General features: G+C 38.5%; 16 protein-coding genes and 1 pseudogene. All 17 read right to left on the bottom strand.

Annotation, left to right across the window (positions count from 1 at the left end; all coding sequences use genetic code 11):
• Positions 1 to 61: 61 nt before the first annotated feature.
• Positions 62 to 1,375, bottom strand: coding sequence for a UDP-N-acetylglucosamine 1-carboxyvinyltransferase (gene murA, locus WAK64_RS18840; RefSeq protein ID WP_336588556.1), 1,314 nt, complete (start codon positions 1,373 to 1,375; stop codon positions 62 to 64).
• A 32-nt stretch (positions 1,376 to 1,407) separates the two neighbouring features.
• Entirely contained in the window at positions 1,408 to 2,157 is a 750-nt protein-coding gene (locus WAK64_RS18835) for a YwmB family TATA-box binding protein (RefSeq protein WP_336588555.1), read from the bottom strand.
• Between the two features lie 156 nt (positions 2,158 to 2,313).
• Entirely contained in the window at positions 2,314 to 2,550 is a 237-nt protein-coding gene (locus tag WAK64_RS18830; protein WP_336588554.1) for a DUF1146 family protein, read from the bottom strand.
• A 445-nt stretch (positions 2,551 to 2,995) separates the two neighbouring features.
• Complete coding sequence (locus tag WAK64_RS18825; protein ID WP_336588553.1) at positions 2,996 to 3,397, bottom strand: F0F1 ATP synthase subunit epsilon; 402 nt, start codon at positions 3,395 to 3,397, stop codon at positions 2,996 to 2,998.
• 23 nt (positions 3,398 to 3,420) lie between these two features.
• On the bottom strand, positions 3,421 to 4,842 hold the full coding sequence (gene atpD / locus WAK64_RS18820) for a F0F1 ATP synthase subunit beta (protein WP_336588602.1): 1,422 nt from the start codon (positions 4,840 to 4,842) through the stop codon (positions 3,421 to 3,423).
• 78 nt (positions 4,843 to 4,920) lie between these two features.
• Complete coding sequence (atpG, locus tag WAK64_RS18815) at positions 4,921 to 5,778, bottom strand: ATP synthase F1 subunit gamma (protein ID WP_336588552.1); 858 nt, start codon at positions 5,776 to 5,778, stop codon at positions 4,921 to 4,923.
• Between the two features lie 99 nt (positions 5,779 to 5,877).
• Positions 5,878 to 7,386, bottom strand: a complete 1,509-nt coding sequence (atpA, locus tag WAK64_RS18810; protein ID WP_336588551.1) for a F0F1 ATP synthase subunit alpha — start codon at positions 7,384 to 7,386, stop codon at positions 5,878 to 5,880.
• 18 nt (positions 7,387 to 7,404) lie between these two features.
• Positions 7,405 to 7,947, bottom strand: a complete 543-nt coding sequence (locus WAK64_RS18805; protein WP_336588550.1) for a F0F1 ATP synthase subunit delta — start codon at positions 7,945 to 7,947, stop codon at positions 7,405 to 7,407.
• Positions 7,944 to 8,468: a F0F1 ATP synthase subunit B gene (atpF, locus tag WAK64_RS18800; RefSeq protein ID WP_336588549.1), complete on the bottom strand. Its 525-nt coding sequence runs from the start codon at positions 8,466 to 8,468 to the stop codon at positions 7,944 to 7,946. The genes WAK64_RS18805 and atpF overlap by 4 nt, the downstream gene beginning before the upstream one ends.
• 164 nt (positions 8,469 to 8,632) lie before the next feature.
• The gene (atpE, locus tag WAK64_RS18795) at positions 8,633 to 8,845 is read right to left on the bottom strand and encodes a F0F1 ATP synthase subunit C (RefSeq protein ID WP_059171849.1); all 213 of its coding nucleotides are present in this window, start codon (positions 8,843 to 8,845) and stop codon (positions 8,633 to 8,635) included.
• A 79-nt stretch (positions 8,846 to 8,924) separates the two neighbouring features.
• The gene (atpB, locus tag WAK64_RS18790) at positions 8,925 to 9,650 is read right to left on the bottom strand and encodes a F0F1 ATP synthase subunit A (RefSeq protein WP_336588548.1); all 726 of its coding nucleotides are present in this window, start codon (positions 9,648 to 9,650) and stop codon (positions 8,925 to 8,927) included.
• Between the two features lie 22 nt (positions 9,651 to 9,672).
• Entirely contained in the window at positions 9,673 to 10,050 is a 378-nt protein-coding gene (locus WAK64_RS18785) for an ATP synthase subunit I (protein WP_336588547.1), read from the bottom strand.
• Between the two features lie 2 nt (positions 10,051 to 10,052).
• Entirely contained in the window at positions 10,053 to 10,277 is a 225-nt protein-coding gene (locus WAK64_RS18780) for an AtpZ/AtpI family protein (protein WP_336588546.1), read from the bottom strand.
• Positions 10,278 to 10,535: 258 nt separating this feature from the next.
• Entirely contained in the window at positions 10,536 to 12,746 is a 2,211-nt protein-coding gene (locus WAK64_RS18775; RefSeq protein WP_336588545.1) for a S8 family serine peptidase, read from the bottom strand.
• A gap of 222 nt (positions 12,747 to 12,968) precedes the next feature.
• Positions 12,969 to 13,175, bottom strand: coding sequence for a hypothetical protein (locus WAK64_RS18770; RefSeq protein WP_336588544.1), 207 nt, complete (start codon positions 13,173 to 13,175; stop codon positions 12,969 to 12,971).
• A gap of 98 nt (positions 13,176 to 13,273) precedes the next feature.
• Positions 13,274 to 14,251 (bottom strand): ATP-binding protein, encoded by a 978-nt coding sequence (locus tag WAK64_RS18765; RefSeq protein WP_336588543.1) that lies wholly within the window; start codon positions 14,249 to 14,251, stop codon positions 13,274 to 13,276.
• Positions 14,248 to 14,370, bottom strand: a pseudogene (locus WAK64_RS18760) (DNA-binding response regulator); the annotation flags it as partial. The pseudogene WAK64_RS18760 and the gene WAK64_RS18765, both read right to left, overlap by 4 nt.
• Positions 14,371 to 14,461 lie beyond the last annotated feature (91 nt).

The following is a 14,461-nucleotide window of genomic DNA, read 5'->3' as shown; positions in this document are numbered from 1 at the left end:
GTGCTTTCCTTTTTTATATTTCAAACTACTCGATACTATTCAGTATAGAGATCGTGCATCATTATGCATTTAAGTCTAAATCAATCATTGTTTCTGTAATGGGCTGTTTTTGCTCAGCTTCAGTAACTCGAATGATATCGGCACCTAAAGCCTCTAGCTTCTTATGGAAATCTACATATCCACGATCAAGGTGCTTCAACTCCGTAACACGTGTATACCCTTCTGAGACTAAACCAGCAATAATTAGAGCAGCTGCTGCACGTAAATCTGTTGCCGCTACTTCTGCGCCTTGAAGATTAGACGGGCCGTTAAGAATAACGGAACGACCTTCAATTTTAACATCACCATTCATTCGACGAAATTCTTCTACGTGCATAAATCGATTTTCAAACACTGTTTCTGTAATCATACCGGTTCCTTCTGCTTTAAGCAGTAAAGTCATCATCTGTGATTGCATGTCAGTTGGAAAACCTGGATGAGGCATTGTTTTAATATCCACCATTTTTAACTTTTCCGGTCCAATAACACGTAATCCATTTTCTTCCTCTTTAATTTCTACACCCATCTCTTCCATTTTAGCGATTAAGGAGGAAAGGTGTTCTGGAATAGCATTTTGAACTAAAACATTTCCTTTCGAAATAGCAGCAGCTATCATAAACGTTCCTGCTTCAATACGGTCTGGAATAATAGAATGCTCAACACCGTGTAAACGTCTTACTCCTTCAATAGTAATTGTACCGGTACCTGCACCCTTTACTTTTCCACCCATTTTATTCAGGAAATTTGCTAAATCTACAATTTCAGGTTCTTTTGCTACGTTTTCAACAATGGTTGTACCTTCTGCTAAAACGGCAGCCGTCATAATATTTTCCGTTGCTCCAACACTTGGGAAATCCAGGTAGATTTTTGCTCCTTGTAACCTACCCTTTACTTCAGCTTCTATATAACCATTTCCAACCTTTACTTTTGCTCCCATTGCTTCAAAACCTTTTAGGTGCTGATCTATAGGTCTTGAACCAATTGCACAACCTCCTGGCAATGCTACACGCGCTTTCCCAGTTCTTCCAAGTAATGGTCCCATTACTTGAACAGAGGCTCGCATTTTACGAACATATTCAAATGGTGCTTCTACAAATAACTCTCTAGATGCATTCACAACTATTTCATTATTATGGAAAGTTACGTCTGTGTTTAGGTGACGGATAACTTCATTAATCGTATATACATCGGAGAGAGCTGGAACATTCTTAATAACGCTCTTACCGTCACTTGCTAATAATGTAGCAGCGATTACAGGAAGGACAGCATTTTTTGCTCCTTCTATTTTAACTGTACCTGTTAATCTGTTTCCGCCGCGGACAATGATTTTTTCCAAAAGTATTCCCCTCCGCGTCAAATTTCTCTATATTAATATTCAATCGTTATAATCGGTGTGCCAATGACGACCGATGTCTCGTAGCCCATTCGATCTTCTCTAAGTCCAATTTGGACGTTCATCTTCTTTTGACCCTTTAGTGGGACAATTTGTTCGAAGTCCTCACTATATATAGATATGGAATAAAAGTCTTCTTCGTGTAATACTTCCATTTCTTTCCCATTCAATATAGATAATAACGGTTTTTTCTGATTTTCCAAAACTTCTTCAAGTGTATCATTAATTGAACCCTTCAAACAAGTGAAAAACGCTGTATTCCCTGAGAATAATTGGAAGACTCTTCCGTTAACAATCTTATTGACTTCTTTTAATGTAACTTTATCCCATTGATTCCCTCGTAATTCATAGGTAATAAAGCCAACAGTTGCATGTTGCTGGCTATCATTATATATAAAGGTCAGCTCTTCAGTAAACGTCCCATTAATATGAGCCTTAATAATTAACTGCTCGTTTTCCCTTTTTTCTTGCCATTCGGCATTTGGGAATTTATCTTGCATATTTTCAACAAAATGAGTAAATTCTTTTATTGTGGAAAAATTTTTTCTTTCTCGTGTAAATAAGGACCATTCCTCTACACGTCCGTCGATTACTTGCATAGCATCCGCAAGCTTTTCTATATCTTGGCTATAATTATTGGCAGCAATAGACATATTTTCAGCGAACCACAGAAAGAAACACCCAATTACAATCAGGATAATAAACCGTTTCTTTAAAATGTTCATTTTATCCGATCTCCTCCCCTTAATTACATTCTTTCCAGAGGTGGATAGAACATACTTAAGGAAAGTCGTCATATTTTTACAAAATATGTACTACATACCATCATACACAATGAGAGTTTAAAGTGAAAGAACAAATTCACTTCTTCACAATGTAATTTATGGTAATAAATACACTAACTGCCGTGCCCAATTGATGTAGTTAAGGAAGAATTCACTTACTGTCGTACCTATTGTAATTGATAGAAGAATGTATAGTAAGCGTGCTTGTGAAACACGATTTGCTCGTAAAATTTTCTCCATGTTTAATGCTTGTAATGCCCAAAAAGAAACAGCAAAAAAAACTAAATGAATACTCATACTAATGAGTGCTTGCTGTCCAAAATATTCCTCCATTTTCAACCTCCCTTACTTGTCAAAATTCCTTATAATTCGTATTTTACCATATGGTCTATGTCGAAATAAATTAAGATTAGAAATTTTTATCTAAATGTAAAATAAAATGGATGATAACCTCTATATTATAATGTTTTTAGAATTATTGGTGATTTTGAATATATTTTACAGGTACAAAAAAAACTAACAATTTGTGCTAAAAATATGGTTAACAAATAGAGTGTTTTTTCAAACGACATTCATTTAAGTATAAGGACTTCTTAAAATACATATGTAAAGAAAGATAAATTATATAAGGTATGATTGTTTATAAATTCAACCGTTACGAAATGACTAGATTAGCAGACACATATATTTAAAAAATGATACTATCCTTAACGATTGGATTCCACTATACACAAAAAACCCATTCCGCTATTTAAACGAAATGGGTTAGCTTACTTATTTATTTGTTAGATGTAACGTTAATACGGTTCATTGCACGTTTAAGTGCAAGTTCCGCACGCTGGAAGTCTACATCATCTTTTTTAGCTTGCATGCGATCTTCAGCACGAGCTTTTGCTTCTTTTGCACGTTGAATATCTATGCTTTCAGCTTTTTCCGCTGCTTGAGCTAAGATTGTCACCTGTTCAGGTCGAACTTCTATAAATCCACCTGACACAGCAACAAGCTCAGTGTTGCCGCCATTTTTTAAACGGACAGCACCGATTTCTAATGGAGCGACCATTGGAATATGCCCTGGTAGAATACCAAGCTCTCCACTTTGAGCTTTTGTACTGATCATTTCCACATCAGATTCAAACACTGGGCCATCGGGAGTGACAATACTGACTTTTAAGGTCTTCATTTTTTTCCCTCCTGGTCCCTATATTATACCTCTGCACCCATCTTCTTTGCAGCTTCAAGAACATCCTCAATAGGTCCCACAAGACGGAATGCATCTTCAGGAACATGATCATATTTACCCGCAAGAATGTCTTTAAATGCAGCTACAGTCTCTTTCACTTGTACGTAAGATCCCGGCTGTCCAGTAAACTGCTCAGCTACATGGAAGTTTTGAGATAAGAAGAATTGAACACGACGAGCGCGGTGTACAACCTGTTTATCTTCATCAGAAAGCTCATCCATACCTAAGATAGCAATGATATCTTGAAGCTCTTTATAACGTTGTAACGTTTGTTGAACTTGGCGAGCAACTGAATAGTGTTCTTCTCCAACAATCTCCGGAGATAGCGCACGAGATGTAGATGCTAGTGGATCTACGGCTGGGTAGATACCCATCTCTGTTAACTTACGCTCAAGGTTAGTCGTTGCATCCAAGTGAGCGAACGTTGTTGCAGGAGCCGGATCCGTATAGTCATCGGCAGGAACGTAAATCGCTTGAATCGATGTTACAGAACCTACATTAGTTGACGTAATACGTTCTTGTAATTGACCCATTTCCGTAGCAAGAGTAGGTTGATAACCAACGGCAGATGGCATACGACCTAAAAGGGCTGATACCTCTGAACCTGCTTGCGTGAAACGGAAGATATTATCGATGAAAAGAAGTACGTCTTGTCCTTGCTCATCACGGAAATATTCAGCCATTGTTAAACCGGTTAACGCAACACGCATACGTGCTCCTGGCGGCTCATTCATTTGACCAAATACCATTGCCGTTTTCTTAATAACTCCTGAATCACTCATCTCATGATAAAGGTCGTTCCCTTCACGAGTACGTTCCCCTACACCAGCGAATACAGAGATACCACCGTGCTCTTGGGCAATGTTATTAATCAATTCTTGAATTAATACGGTTTTACCTACACCGGCACCACCAAACAGTCCGATTTTACCACCTTTAATGTAAGGAGCAAGAAGGTCTACTACTTTAATACCCGTTTCAAGAATTTCTACTTCAGTTGATAATTGATCGAAGCTTGGAGCTTGTCTGTGAATCGGGTCACGACGTACGCTTGCTTCGATTGGCTCATCTAGGTCAATATTTTCTCCAAGTACGTTGAATACACGTCCAAGAGTCACATCACCGACTGGTACCGAAATTGGTGCACCAGTATCCGCAACCTCATTTCCACGTGTAAGTCCGTCTGTTGAGGACATCGCAATCGTACGAACGGTATCATCACCTAAATGAAGGGCCACTTCTAATGTTAAGTCAATGCTGACTTCTGATTCTGTTTGGGCTTTTGATACAACTTTAAGTGCGTTGTACAAATCAGGAAGTTGACCGTTTTCAAACTTAACGTCAACAACCGGACCCATTACTTGAAGAACGTGTCCTTTGTTCATCATTTTCCCTCCTACTAGCTTTTGACGACTAACTGAAGGAAAAGTAACGAGCTAGTCGTTACAATTCCTGCTTAGCTTCTATTCTAACGCGGCTACCCCACCAACGATTTCAGTAATTTCTTGTGTAATCGCTGCTTGACGAGCACGGTTGTATGAAAGTGTAAGATTATCAATCAAATCTGCTGCATTATCTGTTGCATTCTTCATTGCTGTCATTCGCGCAGCATGCTCACTTGCTTTTCCATCAAGTAAAGCACCATAAACCAATGATTCAGCATATTGAGGAAGTAACACTTCTAAAATTTCTTCACCAGATGGTTCAAACTCATACGAAGTTAACTTTGTAGATGATGAGATATCGGAAAGTGGAAGTACTTTCTTTTCCGTTACATCCTGCTGAATGACACTGACAAAGTGATTGTAATACATATACAATTCGTCAAATGCTCCATCAGAAAACATTCCAACTGCTTTAGAAGCAATGTCTTTAATATCTGCAAAGTTAGGTTGATCTGGGAGTCCTACGATCGCTTCGACTACATTAAAACCTCGTTTAGTGAAGAAGTCACGTCCAACGCGCCCGATGGCAATGATGACAAACTCATCGTTGGATTTGTGACGGTTTGCTATCGTATTATTTACATGTCTCAACACGTTACTATTATAGGCACCCGCCAATCCCCGATCAGAGGTAATAACCAAATAACCGGTTTTGTTTACGGGACGAGAGACTAGCATCGGATGAGTTACGTCTGTACTACCAAGAGCAATAGAAGCAACGACTTCTTGAATTTTATTCATGTACGGGACGAATGATTTTGCATTCGATTCAGCACGGTTCAATTTCGCTGCAGATACCATTTCCATTGCTTTTGTAATCTGACTTGTTTTTTTGGTAGAAGTAATACGATTTTTTATATCGCGTAACGATGCCACTGGTTCTCACCACCCTTTTAAAATGTTAGAGACTCTCCCAAAATGGGAGGTAGACTTTGTTCTATTTTCATAAACCGTTCGTTTCACTTAGAACGAGGATTATTCAGTAATAGCGAAAGTCTTTTTGAAATCGTTAATCGCTGCTGTTATAACTTCGTCTTCAGGAAGACCCTTCGTCGAGCGAATCGATTCTAACACTTCAGTATGGTTGTGATCTAACCAGCTAAGGAATTCGTTCTCAAAGCGGCGAACATCCGTTACTGGAATATCATCTAAAAAGCCTCGAGTTAAAGCGTAAAGAATTGCTACTTGCTTTTCTACTTTTAACGGCTTATTTAAATCTTGTTTTAATACTTCTACAGTACGTGCACCACGTTCAAGCTTAGCACGAGTTGCAGCATCTAAGTCTGAGCCAAATTGAGCGAAAGCTTCAAGCTCACGATAAGCGGCTAAGTCAAGACGAAGCGTACCAGCAACTTTTCTCATCGCTTTAACTTGCGCGGATCCTCCTACACGGGAAACCGAAAGACCTGCGTTAATCGCTGGACGTACACCGGAGAAGAATAAATCAGATTGCAAGAAGATCTGGCCATCTGTAATTGAGATTACGTTTGTTGGGATATAAGCAGAAATATCACCTGCTTGTGTTTCAACGAAAGGCAAGGCAGTAATCGATCCGCCACCTTTTGCATCACTTAGCTTCGCTGCACGCTCTAGTAAACGGGAGTGAAGGTAGAATACATCCCCTGGATATGCTTCACGACCTGGAGGACGACGAAGTAATAGGGAAAGCTCACGGTAAGCTGCTGCCTGTTTAGATAAATCATCATAAACAACTAAAACGTGCTTTCCGTTATGCATGAATTCTTCACCCATTGTAACTCCTGTATAAGGTGATAAGAATAGCATTGGTGCAGGCTGAGAAGCGGATGCTGTAACAACAATTGTATAGTCTAAAGCACCATGCTTACGAAGTGTTTCAACAGCATTACGGACTGTTGATTCCTTTTGTCCAATAGCTACATAAATACAAATCATATCTTGGTCTTGCTGGTTAAGAATCGTATCGATCGCTACAGAAGTTTTCCCTGTTTGGCGGTCTCCGATAATTAACTCACGTTGTCCACGTCCAATTGGCACAAGCGCATCGATCGCTTTGATACCTGTTTGAAGAGGCTCATGTACAGATTTACGATCCATAACACCTGGTGCTTGACTTTCGATTGGACGAGATTTTGTAGTGTTGATTGGGCCTAGACCATCGACTGGTTGTCCTAGGGAGTTAACAACACGTCCAATTAATTCTTCACCAACTGGTACTTCCATGATTCTTCCTGTACGACGAACTTCATCGCCTTCACGAATATCACCGAAAGGTCCAAGAATGATAATACCGACGTTGTTTTCCTCTAGGTTTTGTGCCATACCCATGACACCGTTTGAAAATTCAACAAGCTCTCCAGCCATGACATTGTCGAGGCCATGAGCACGAGCGATACCATCACCAACCTGGATAACTGTACCAACATCGCTTACTTTAATTTCTGACTGATAGTTCTCAATTTGCTTTTTTATCAGCGCGCTGATTTCTTCAGCTTTGATGCTCATGAATTTCACCCCTTATGGTTACGATTGTGTATCGATTAATTGACGTTCTAAACGATGAAGTTTACCGCTTATGCTTCCGTCGAAAATACGGTTGCCAATGCGCAGCTTAAGACCACCGATTAGCCCTGAGTCAATTTTGTTCTCGATTTTTAAAGTTTGTTTTCCAACTTTTGGTGCAAAAGTAGAAGAAACCGCTGCTTTTTCTACATCCGATAATGGTTTTGTTGAATAAACAGTCGCTTCAGCAATTCCTTTTGCTCCATTTGCTAAATGAATAAATTGGTCTGCTACACCAACAACGTGTTCTTGACGTTGACGATCAATTAGCAGCATCAATGTATTTAATAAAATTGGTGAAGCCTTTTTGAACGATTCTACTACAAGCTTCTTCTTCTCTTCTGTAGAAAGCTTTGGAGATTCTAAAAGCTCTAAAAATTCTCCGTTTTGTTCAAATACTTCCTTCACTGCACGAAGCTCTTCTTCAACCAGATCCAACTGATTGTGGCTTTGCGCTAGTTCGAAGAGAGCTAAAGCATAACGTTTTGCAATGGCATTACTCATCGCTCTTCGCCTGCCTCTTTAAGGTAGTCATTAATAATCTTTTCTTGATCAGCTGCTGTTAGTTCTTTTTCGATTACTTTCGATGCAATAAGAACAGATAAAGAAGCAACTTGTTCTTTAAGCGCCGCAACTGCTTGCTCTTTTTGTTGATCGATTTCAATCTTCGCTGATTCTTTCAGACGAGCTGATTCTGCACGCGCTGCTGCAATGATTTCTTCACGCTGCTGCTCACCTTGTTTCTTCGCACTTTCCACGAAACCTTGCGCTTCTTGGCGTGCTTCTTTTAGAAGATTGCGATGTTCTTCTAGTTTCAATTCAGCTTCAGTACGACTAGATTCCGCTGCCTTTATTTCACCTGCAATATGCTCTTCACGTTGCTTCATAATGCCCATTAAAGGACCCCAAGCGAAGATGCGAAGTAAACCTAGTAGGACTAGGAACATAACCAATTGGAATATAACATCGCCGTTAGTAAAGCTATTAGATCCTGCTTCCCCGAGAACAAATGCGTTCGTAAACACGCTCGTTTCACTCCCTTCAAGAGTCAATCCTCTTTCTCGCAAGTAGAAAGAGACCTGCTATACGTAAAATAATATCGTGATTGTTGAAATTAGACATAAAGCAATGGCGAAGGTTCTCTAGGAATGACCTTCGCCATTAATGAATAGAACGAAAGGAATTTAAATTATTGACCTTGTACCATAAACGCGATAACAACGGCGATGATAGGAATCGCCTCAACTAGTGCTACCCCGATAAACATTGTTGTTTGAAGCATTCCACGTGCCTCAGGTTGACGTGCAATACCTTCTACTGTTTTTGAAACGATAAGACCGTTACCAATACCTGCACCTAGTGCTGCTAAACCAATTGCAATTGCTGCTGCTATAAGACCCATTCTAAAGCTCCTCCTTTAAATGTATAAATAGATATATTTTTGCGAAAGGGTATCGTCCAAATAAATGGACAATTTTATTTTAATGGTCATGACTGATTTTATGAGCCATATAAACCATCGTTAACATAACGAAAATATAAGATTGGATACCGCCGACAAAGACAGAGAAGCCTTGCCAAGCTAATGTTGGAATTACTGCTGCTAAATGGCCTCCAAAGCCCGTTGCTAAACTACTTACTAGTAAAGCTAAGAGGATTTCTCCAGCGTAAATGTTTCCGTAAAGACGAAGACCAAGCGTTAATGTGTTCGCAAATTCCTCGATAATTTTTAACGGGAATAAGAACCACATTGGTCTAAAGAAATCCTTCCCGTATTCGCCAAAACCCTTCATCCTAATACCATAATAGTGGGTTAAGCCGACTATCATGGTTGCAAGTGTTAGGGTAATAACAGGATCTGCTGTTGGTGACTTCCACCAGAGTGTATTGTCAATAACGACAGAGAACGGAAGCCCTAGCATATTGGAAACAAAAATATACATGATAAGCGTGATACCAAGAATGTGGAAGCGCCCACCTGTTTTCCAATCCATATTACTCTTAATGATACTTTTTACAAAGTCCATAACCCATTCCATAAAGTTTTGCATCCCTGTTGGGTTCGTTACAGATAGGTTACGCGTTGCCAGTACAGCTATTAAAAAAACTAGCACCGATGCAACTGTGATCATTAATACGTTGGCTAGGTTGAATGTTAAAGAATAACCTAATACATCTAAAGTTTCCAATGGTGCTTCATGATGCAATGAAATTCACCTCTCTTCCAAGCTATTTATGTGATTTAAAAACAGTAATAATAGCATAATCTATCATAACGACAATATAACTTGTCATTAATCCCAGTATGACGCTTACGAGATGGAAATATTCTGGATAACGCGTTGCGATGACAACAGCTAAAACAGCAGATGCCATTCGTGAAAATGTTCCAACAGATCGAACTTTTCTACCCTCTACTACCGCCTGTCCAAACCTCTGTATTCTTCGAACCATTAACCAGTGATTAAATAAGCTGAAAGTGGTTCCAAGAATAAACCCTAAAAAAATAGACTGATAGGAAGTAAATCCCCAACCGAGGACAGAAATGGAGAGTAGGTAGAATATGTACTTACGATGTCTCGTAAATACGTGATGTAATTCTGGCATAGTCACGAATCTCCCGAATAGAAGTGGCGGACCGTTCGGAGCATGGCGATTGTCCCCATTGCTAAACCGATAAGAAGTCCGATAATCAAAAAAAGTGGTTCTGTGTCGAATTGTCGATCTAACCATCTTCCCGAGAAGATGCCAATCAAAATACCTCCGACTAACTGTGATAAAATGGCTGAATATAATGCCATTGCGTGAAATGGCCGTCGATTTGATGGACGCATATACCGCCTCATAATAAGATTTTTGGAGTAAAATATGGTTTTCACTATAAAAATAGGGAAAAGCGTTTCCATTCGTATTCTATCGCGGAAATCGATGTCATTTTACACCCTTTGTAAGCATACAATAGGGTCTTCTTAATGTCAATTGATTGTAGGGAAAAAGTAAATTGGAAGAAGTTTGTCGTCTTATTGTTCACAAATTGTTCATAAACTTAAATAACTTCCAAGATTCGTCATTATATGACATTCCGCAAAAGGTTAGTACCAATTAATTAATACTTGTTGATCATCTTCCTGATTTTGAAATCGTGCATAAGCCACTGCATAAAATTGAATGCCTCTTAATGAAGGATGTAGGTTTACCTGCTCTTCAAGTAAGCCATGTTGAACCTTCTTGCTTTGTGCTAGGAATCCTAAAAACTGTAGCGTTTCTGCTTCGAATAAAGCGATACCGAACTCATCTGCACCACCAGGTAAATATACTTCATACCTCATTGTATTCTTTTGATCACCCGGTACCGCATTAAATCCCATAATTCGTGGATAATCCGGCTCTTTTAGTACAAATAGGTAAGGGAGGTCAAACGATTTACTATTTTCAATAATTTGTAAGCGACCCGTAACAAGCGCTTCCTTCGTTTTCGGCTCACTCGTTTTGATCACACGAATGACCACTTCTTTTTCACTGTTTGGAAGTAGAGTAAAGCTCATAGGTAATTCCCATCTTAACCATTCTCTATCTTCCGCTTTTCTAACACGGAAGCGGTAATCCTTCCTTTGATTACTGACGTTTTTAACCTTTACTTTTACTTCATTATAGCCAAAACTTCCCTTTGATAATTTTCCAAATGACAAAGAACTTGGTGTGACTAATGTATTGATATTTATGGCATCTTTTACAGAAATCCTTCCTGCCCCTTGCTCAGTGGGGTCATACTCTCTGCCTGTTTCATCTATTAATGGCTTTGCGGTTAGCATTAGTGCACTTTTAACTTCGTCGGGTGTCCATGTTGGATGTGCTTGCAACAGTATTGCTGCTAGACCCGTCACATGAGGAGCTGCCATACTTGTCCCTTGGAGACTCCTATATCCTTTTGGTACAGTACTGTTTATTTCTACACCAGGTGCTGAAAGGTCTGGTTTTATTAACCAATTAAATGTGACGGGTCCCCTTGATGAAAAGGGTGCTAGTAAATCCTTTTCTTCTTGAAAAACTGTAGAGGCATGTAAATCACGATGACTCATTTGTTGAATGAGCCACTCCCCCTCTTTTTTTGAAATACTTGCTGATGGTATAGTTGATTGCTCATCCATCGTGCCCATGAAAGAACCTTCCGTATTATTGTAGATAATAACAGCTACTGCTCCTGCTTTTGCTGCATTCCTATTTTTTTCTCCAAATGTCAATTCTCCTCTTTGAATTAGGGCGATTTTTCCATTAACATTTTTTAATTGTTCAGGAGATCCAAGTCCCCCATCAACAAGTTGTAATTTTCGCTTTACATCCCACTCCCCTCCTCCTATAAAGGGAAAGAGACGAATGTGCTTTTCTCCCATTGACAAATAAGGAATTTCCATTGGAGGGGTTGATGCTCCTACAGATATAGATTTTTCCGATGTCCCCGGTGCTCCAACTGTCCACCTCTTAGGTCCAGAATTACCACTTGATGTAATTGCGATGACACCTTTCTCTACTGCTTTATCTAATGCTAAACTAATGGGGAGGTCAGGACCATTCACCTTATTCCCTAATGAAAGGTTGATTATATCCATTTTATCTTTTACTGCCTGTTCAATCGCTGCTAAAACTTGATCCGTCGTTCCCGTTCCCCCTGCCCCCAATGCGCGATAGGCATAAAGCTCCGCTTCTGGGGCAACTCCCCTCATTTTTCCATTGGCACCAATCACCCCTGCCACATGAGTTCCATGTACAGTCGGCATACCTTCATGGCTCTTCGTTTCCATTGGCTCTAAATCCCCGTCTACTAAATCACGCCCACCTCGATAATTCCTCGATAAATCAGGATGAGTATAGTCCATGCCTGTATCGATAATACCAACCTTCACCCCTTTTCCTGTCAGACGATTTCCGTTTTCATCCAAAAAACCACTAGCTAAATCTCCCCCTATAAAATCTATGCTTTTCTCCCCCATGACCGAATACGTTTTCACGTCATGTATTTGTTGAACATTTTTTTTGTCCTTTAAAAAGGATGTGACATCTTTTCGTTTTCCTGAAATGGAATAACCATAAAAAATCTCTTCATATAAAAAACCCAGTGTTAAAGTTGAAAATGGTCGAATTTGCTGTTTGATGTTTTCAATGTTTGGTTTCTCTTCCATTTCAACAATAGCTGTAATTATTTCATTTGGGTTTTCTTTCATTACAGGAATTGAAAACGGGGTCTCCGCCATTACCATATTGGGTACGAGAAGAAAGGCGAGGAAAATATTTGCTACGATTTTCATCTAAATGACTTCCTTTTTTATTATAGGTTGTGTAATAAAGGGGAACGTATACACATCCAAATAGGATGATCATCATGATTTTTCTGAAGAGAATAAGAGCAAGTCCTTTCCTTATGGAAAGGAGCTTTTCTGTTATAGAAAAGCTCCTTTTATTTGAATAACTTTCTTCATGCTTATACTCATAAAGTTGAAAACAATTTTGCTGAAAATCATTTCATCCTCTCAAAATAGACAACTATACAGCGCAGGGATTAACAAGCCTAAAGCTAGAAAAGAAACTGCTGCTAATTTGGACTGTTTAATCGTACGTTCATCGCCTAATTTTAAGTATTGGAAAAAGGTAAGACTGAAATAAAAACAAAGAACAAGTAGTATAATAGAAAGAACTCCTATCCAATTTCCTGCACTTATTAAAGTCGTATCGTCCATTAAAGCACCCCCTCATTTAGAATATACGTCATCGATCTAACTCCTTCCATTTAATAGTACTATATAATACTTCATTATTAGATGAATAGAGGAATTGGTTACTTCTTCATTGAAAAATGAAAAACAGTTCCTTCATCTCCCGATTGAAGAGTGTAATTTAATTCAAGAATACTAGCGAGATCATCGATTACTTTTAATCCTATTCCATCAGAACTTTCTCCAGGCGTAAATCCGCTTCCGTTATCTTTCATTGTAATGACTTCATTGTGAGTGACAATTTCAAACATGTCAGCCTGTGAGTGTTTTAGTACATTTTGAAAGATATTATCAAATAACCGCTGAAGCCATAACCCATGACTTTTCCATATAAAGTCTTTTTCATTAACCTTAAATCTCAATTCGATATTATTTATACTGAATAGATAACCCCATTTTTTGACCATTTTATTTAGTAACTCCTCAATAGATATGTCATCTTTCGAAATATAGGAGTCATCTAAAAATTGAACTGATTTCAAATGAAACTCATTTGTCAAATCAGAGATGTACTGAATTTTTTGATAAAGAGATTCATATGGGATGTCGGGGTACTTATTTTCTAAATAAAACAGCTGTAACCGAATGGCGGTCAATGGTGTGTTTATATCATGCCTTAGTTTCGTTAGGAACTCCTTTTGAATCCCTTCTTGATTCTTCAATTCGATTTCCTTATAGGTTGTTCTTTCAATTAGTAAATTTACAGATTTAATAAGATCCCCCACTTCATCTTTACTATGTATTTCTATTTTCTCTGGAATTTCTTCACTTTTTGCTAAATCTCTAATTGTATTATTGAGTATGGTAATTTTCTTTAGTAAAGAATTTATTGACCTTGAGAAGAAATAGGCCAAAATCATAAAAGACAATATAAATAGTCCGTACATGATCGTATAAGCGAAAGATTCATGAAAAGGAACATTTTGTGTAAATATCAATTTATAAAATCCGAGAGCAACCAAATTCATGAACAGTACGGAGACGGGGACGCTGATTATGACTAAGATTAAGATAATGAGATATTTTCTTTTTAAGCTCATCTTTTTACGTAGGTATTCATCCTATACCCTTCTCCATATATATTTTGTATGATTTCTCCATTTTCATCATTAATTTTTGTCCTAATTTTTTGGTTCATCACCAAATTTTGTGATTTATCCATAAAAATAGGAAAGCATCTATAAAATCCTGGTCATAATGTTAGCGACTAAACAAACACTAGGAGGATTTATAAATGCTTTCCCTATCAC

This window comes from Bacillus spongiae, from assembly GCF_037120725.1.
GTDB classification, from domain to species: Bacteria; Bacillota; Bacilli; order Bacillales; family Bacillaceae_K; genus Bacillus_CI; species Bacillus_CI spongiae.
This window is presented reverse-complemented; position numbering and strand designations above follow the sequence as displayed.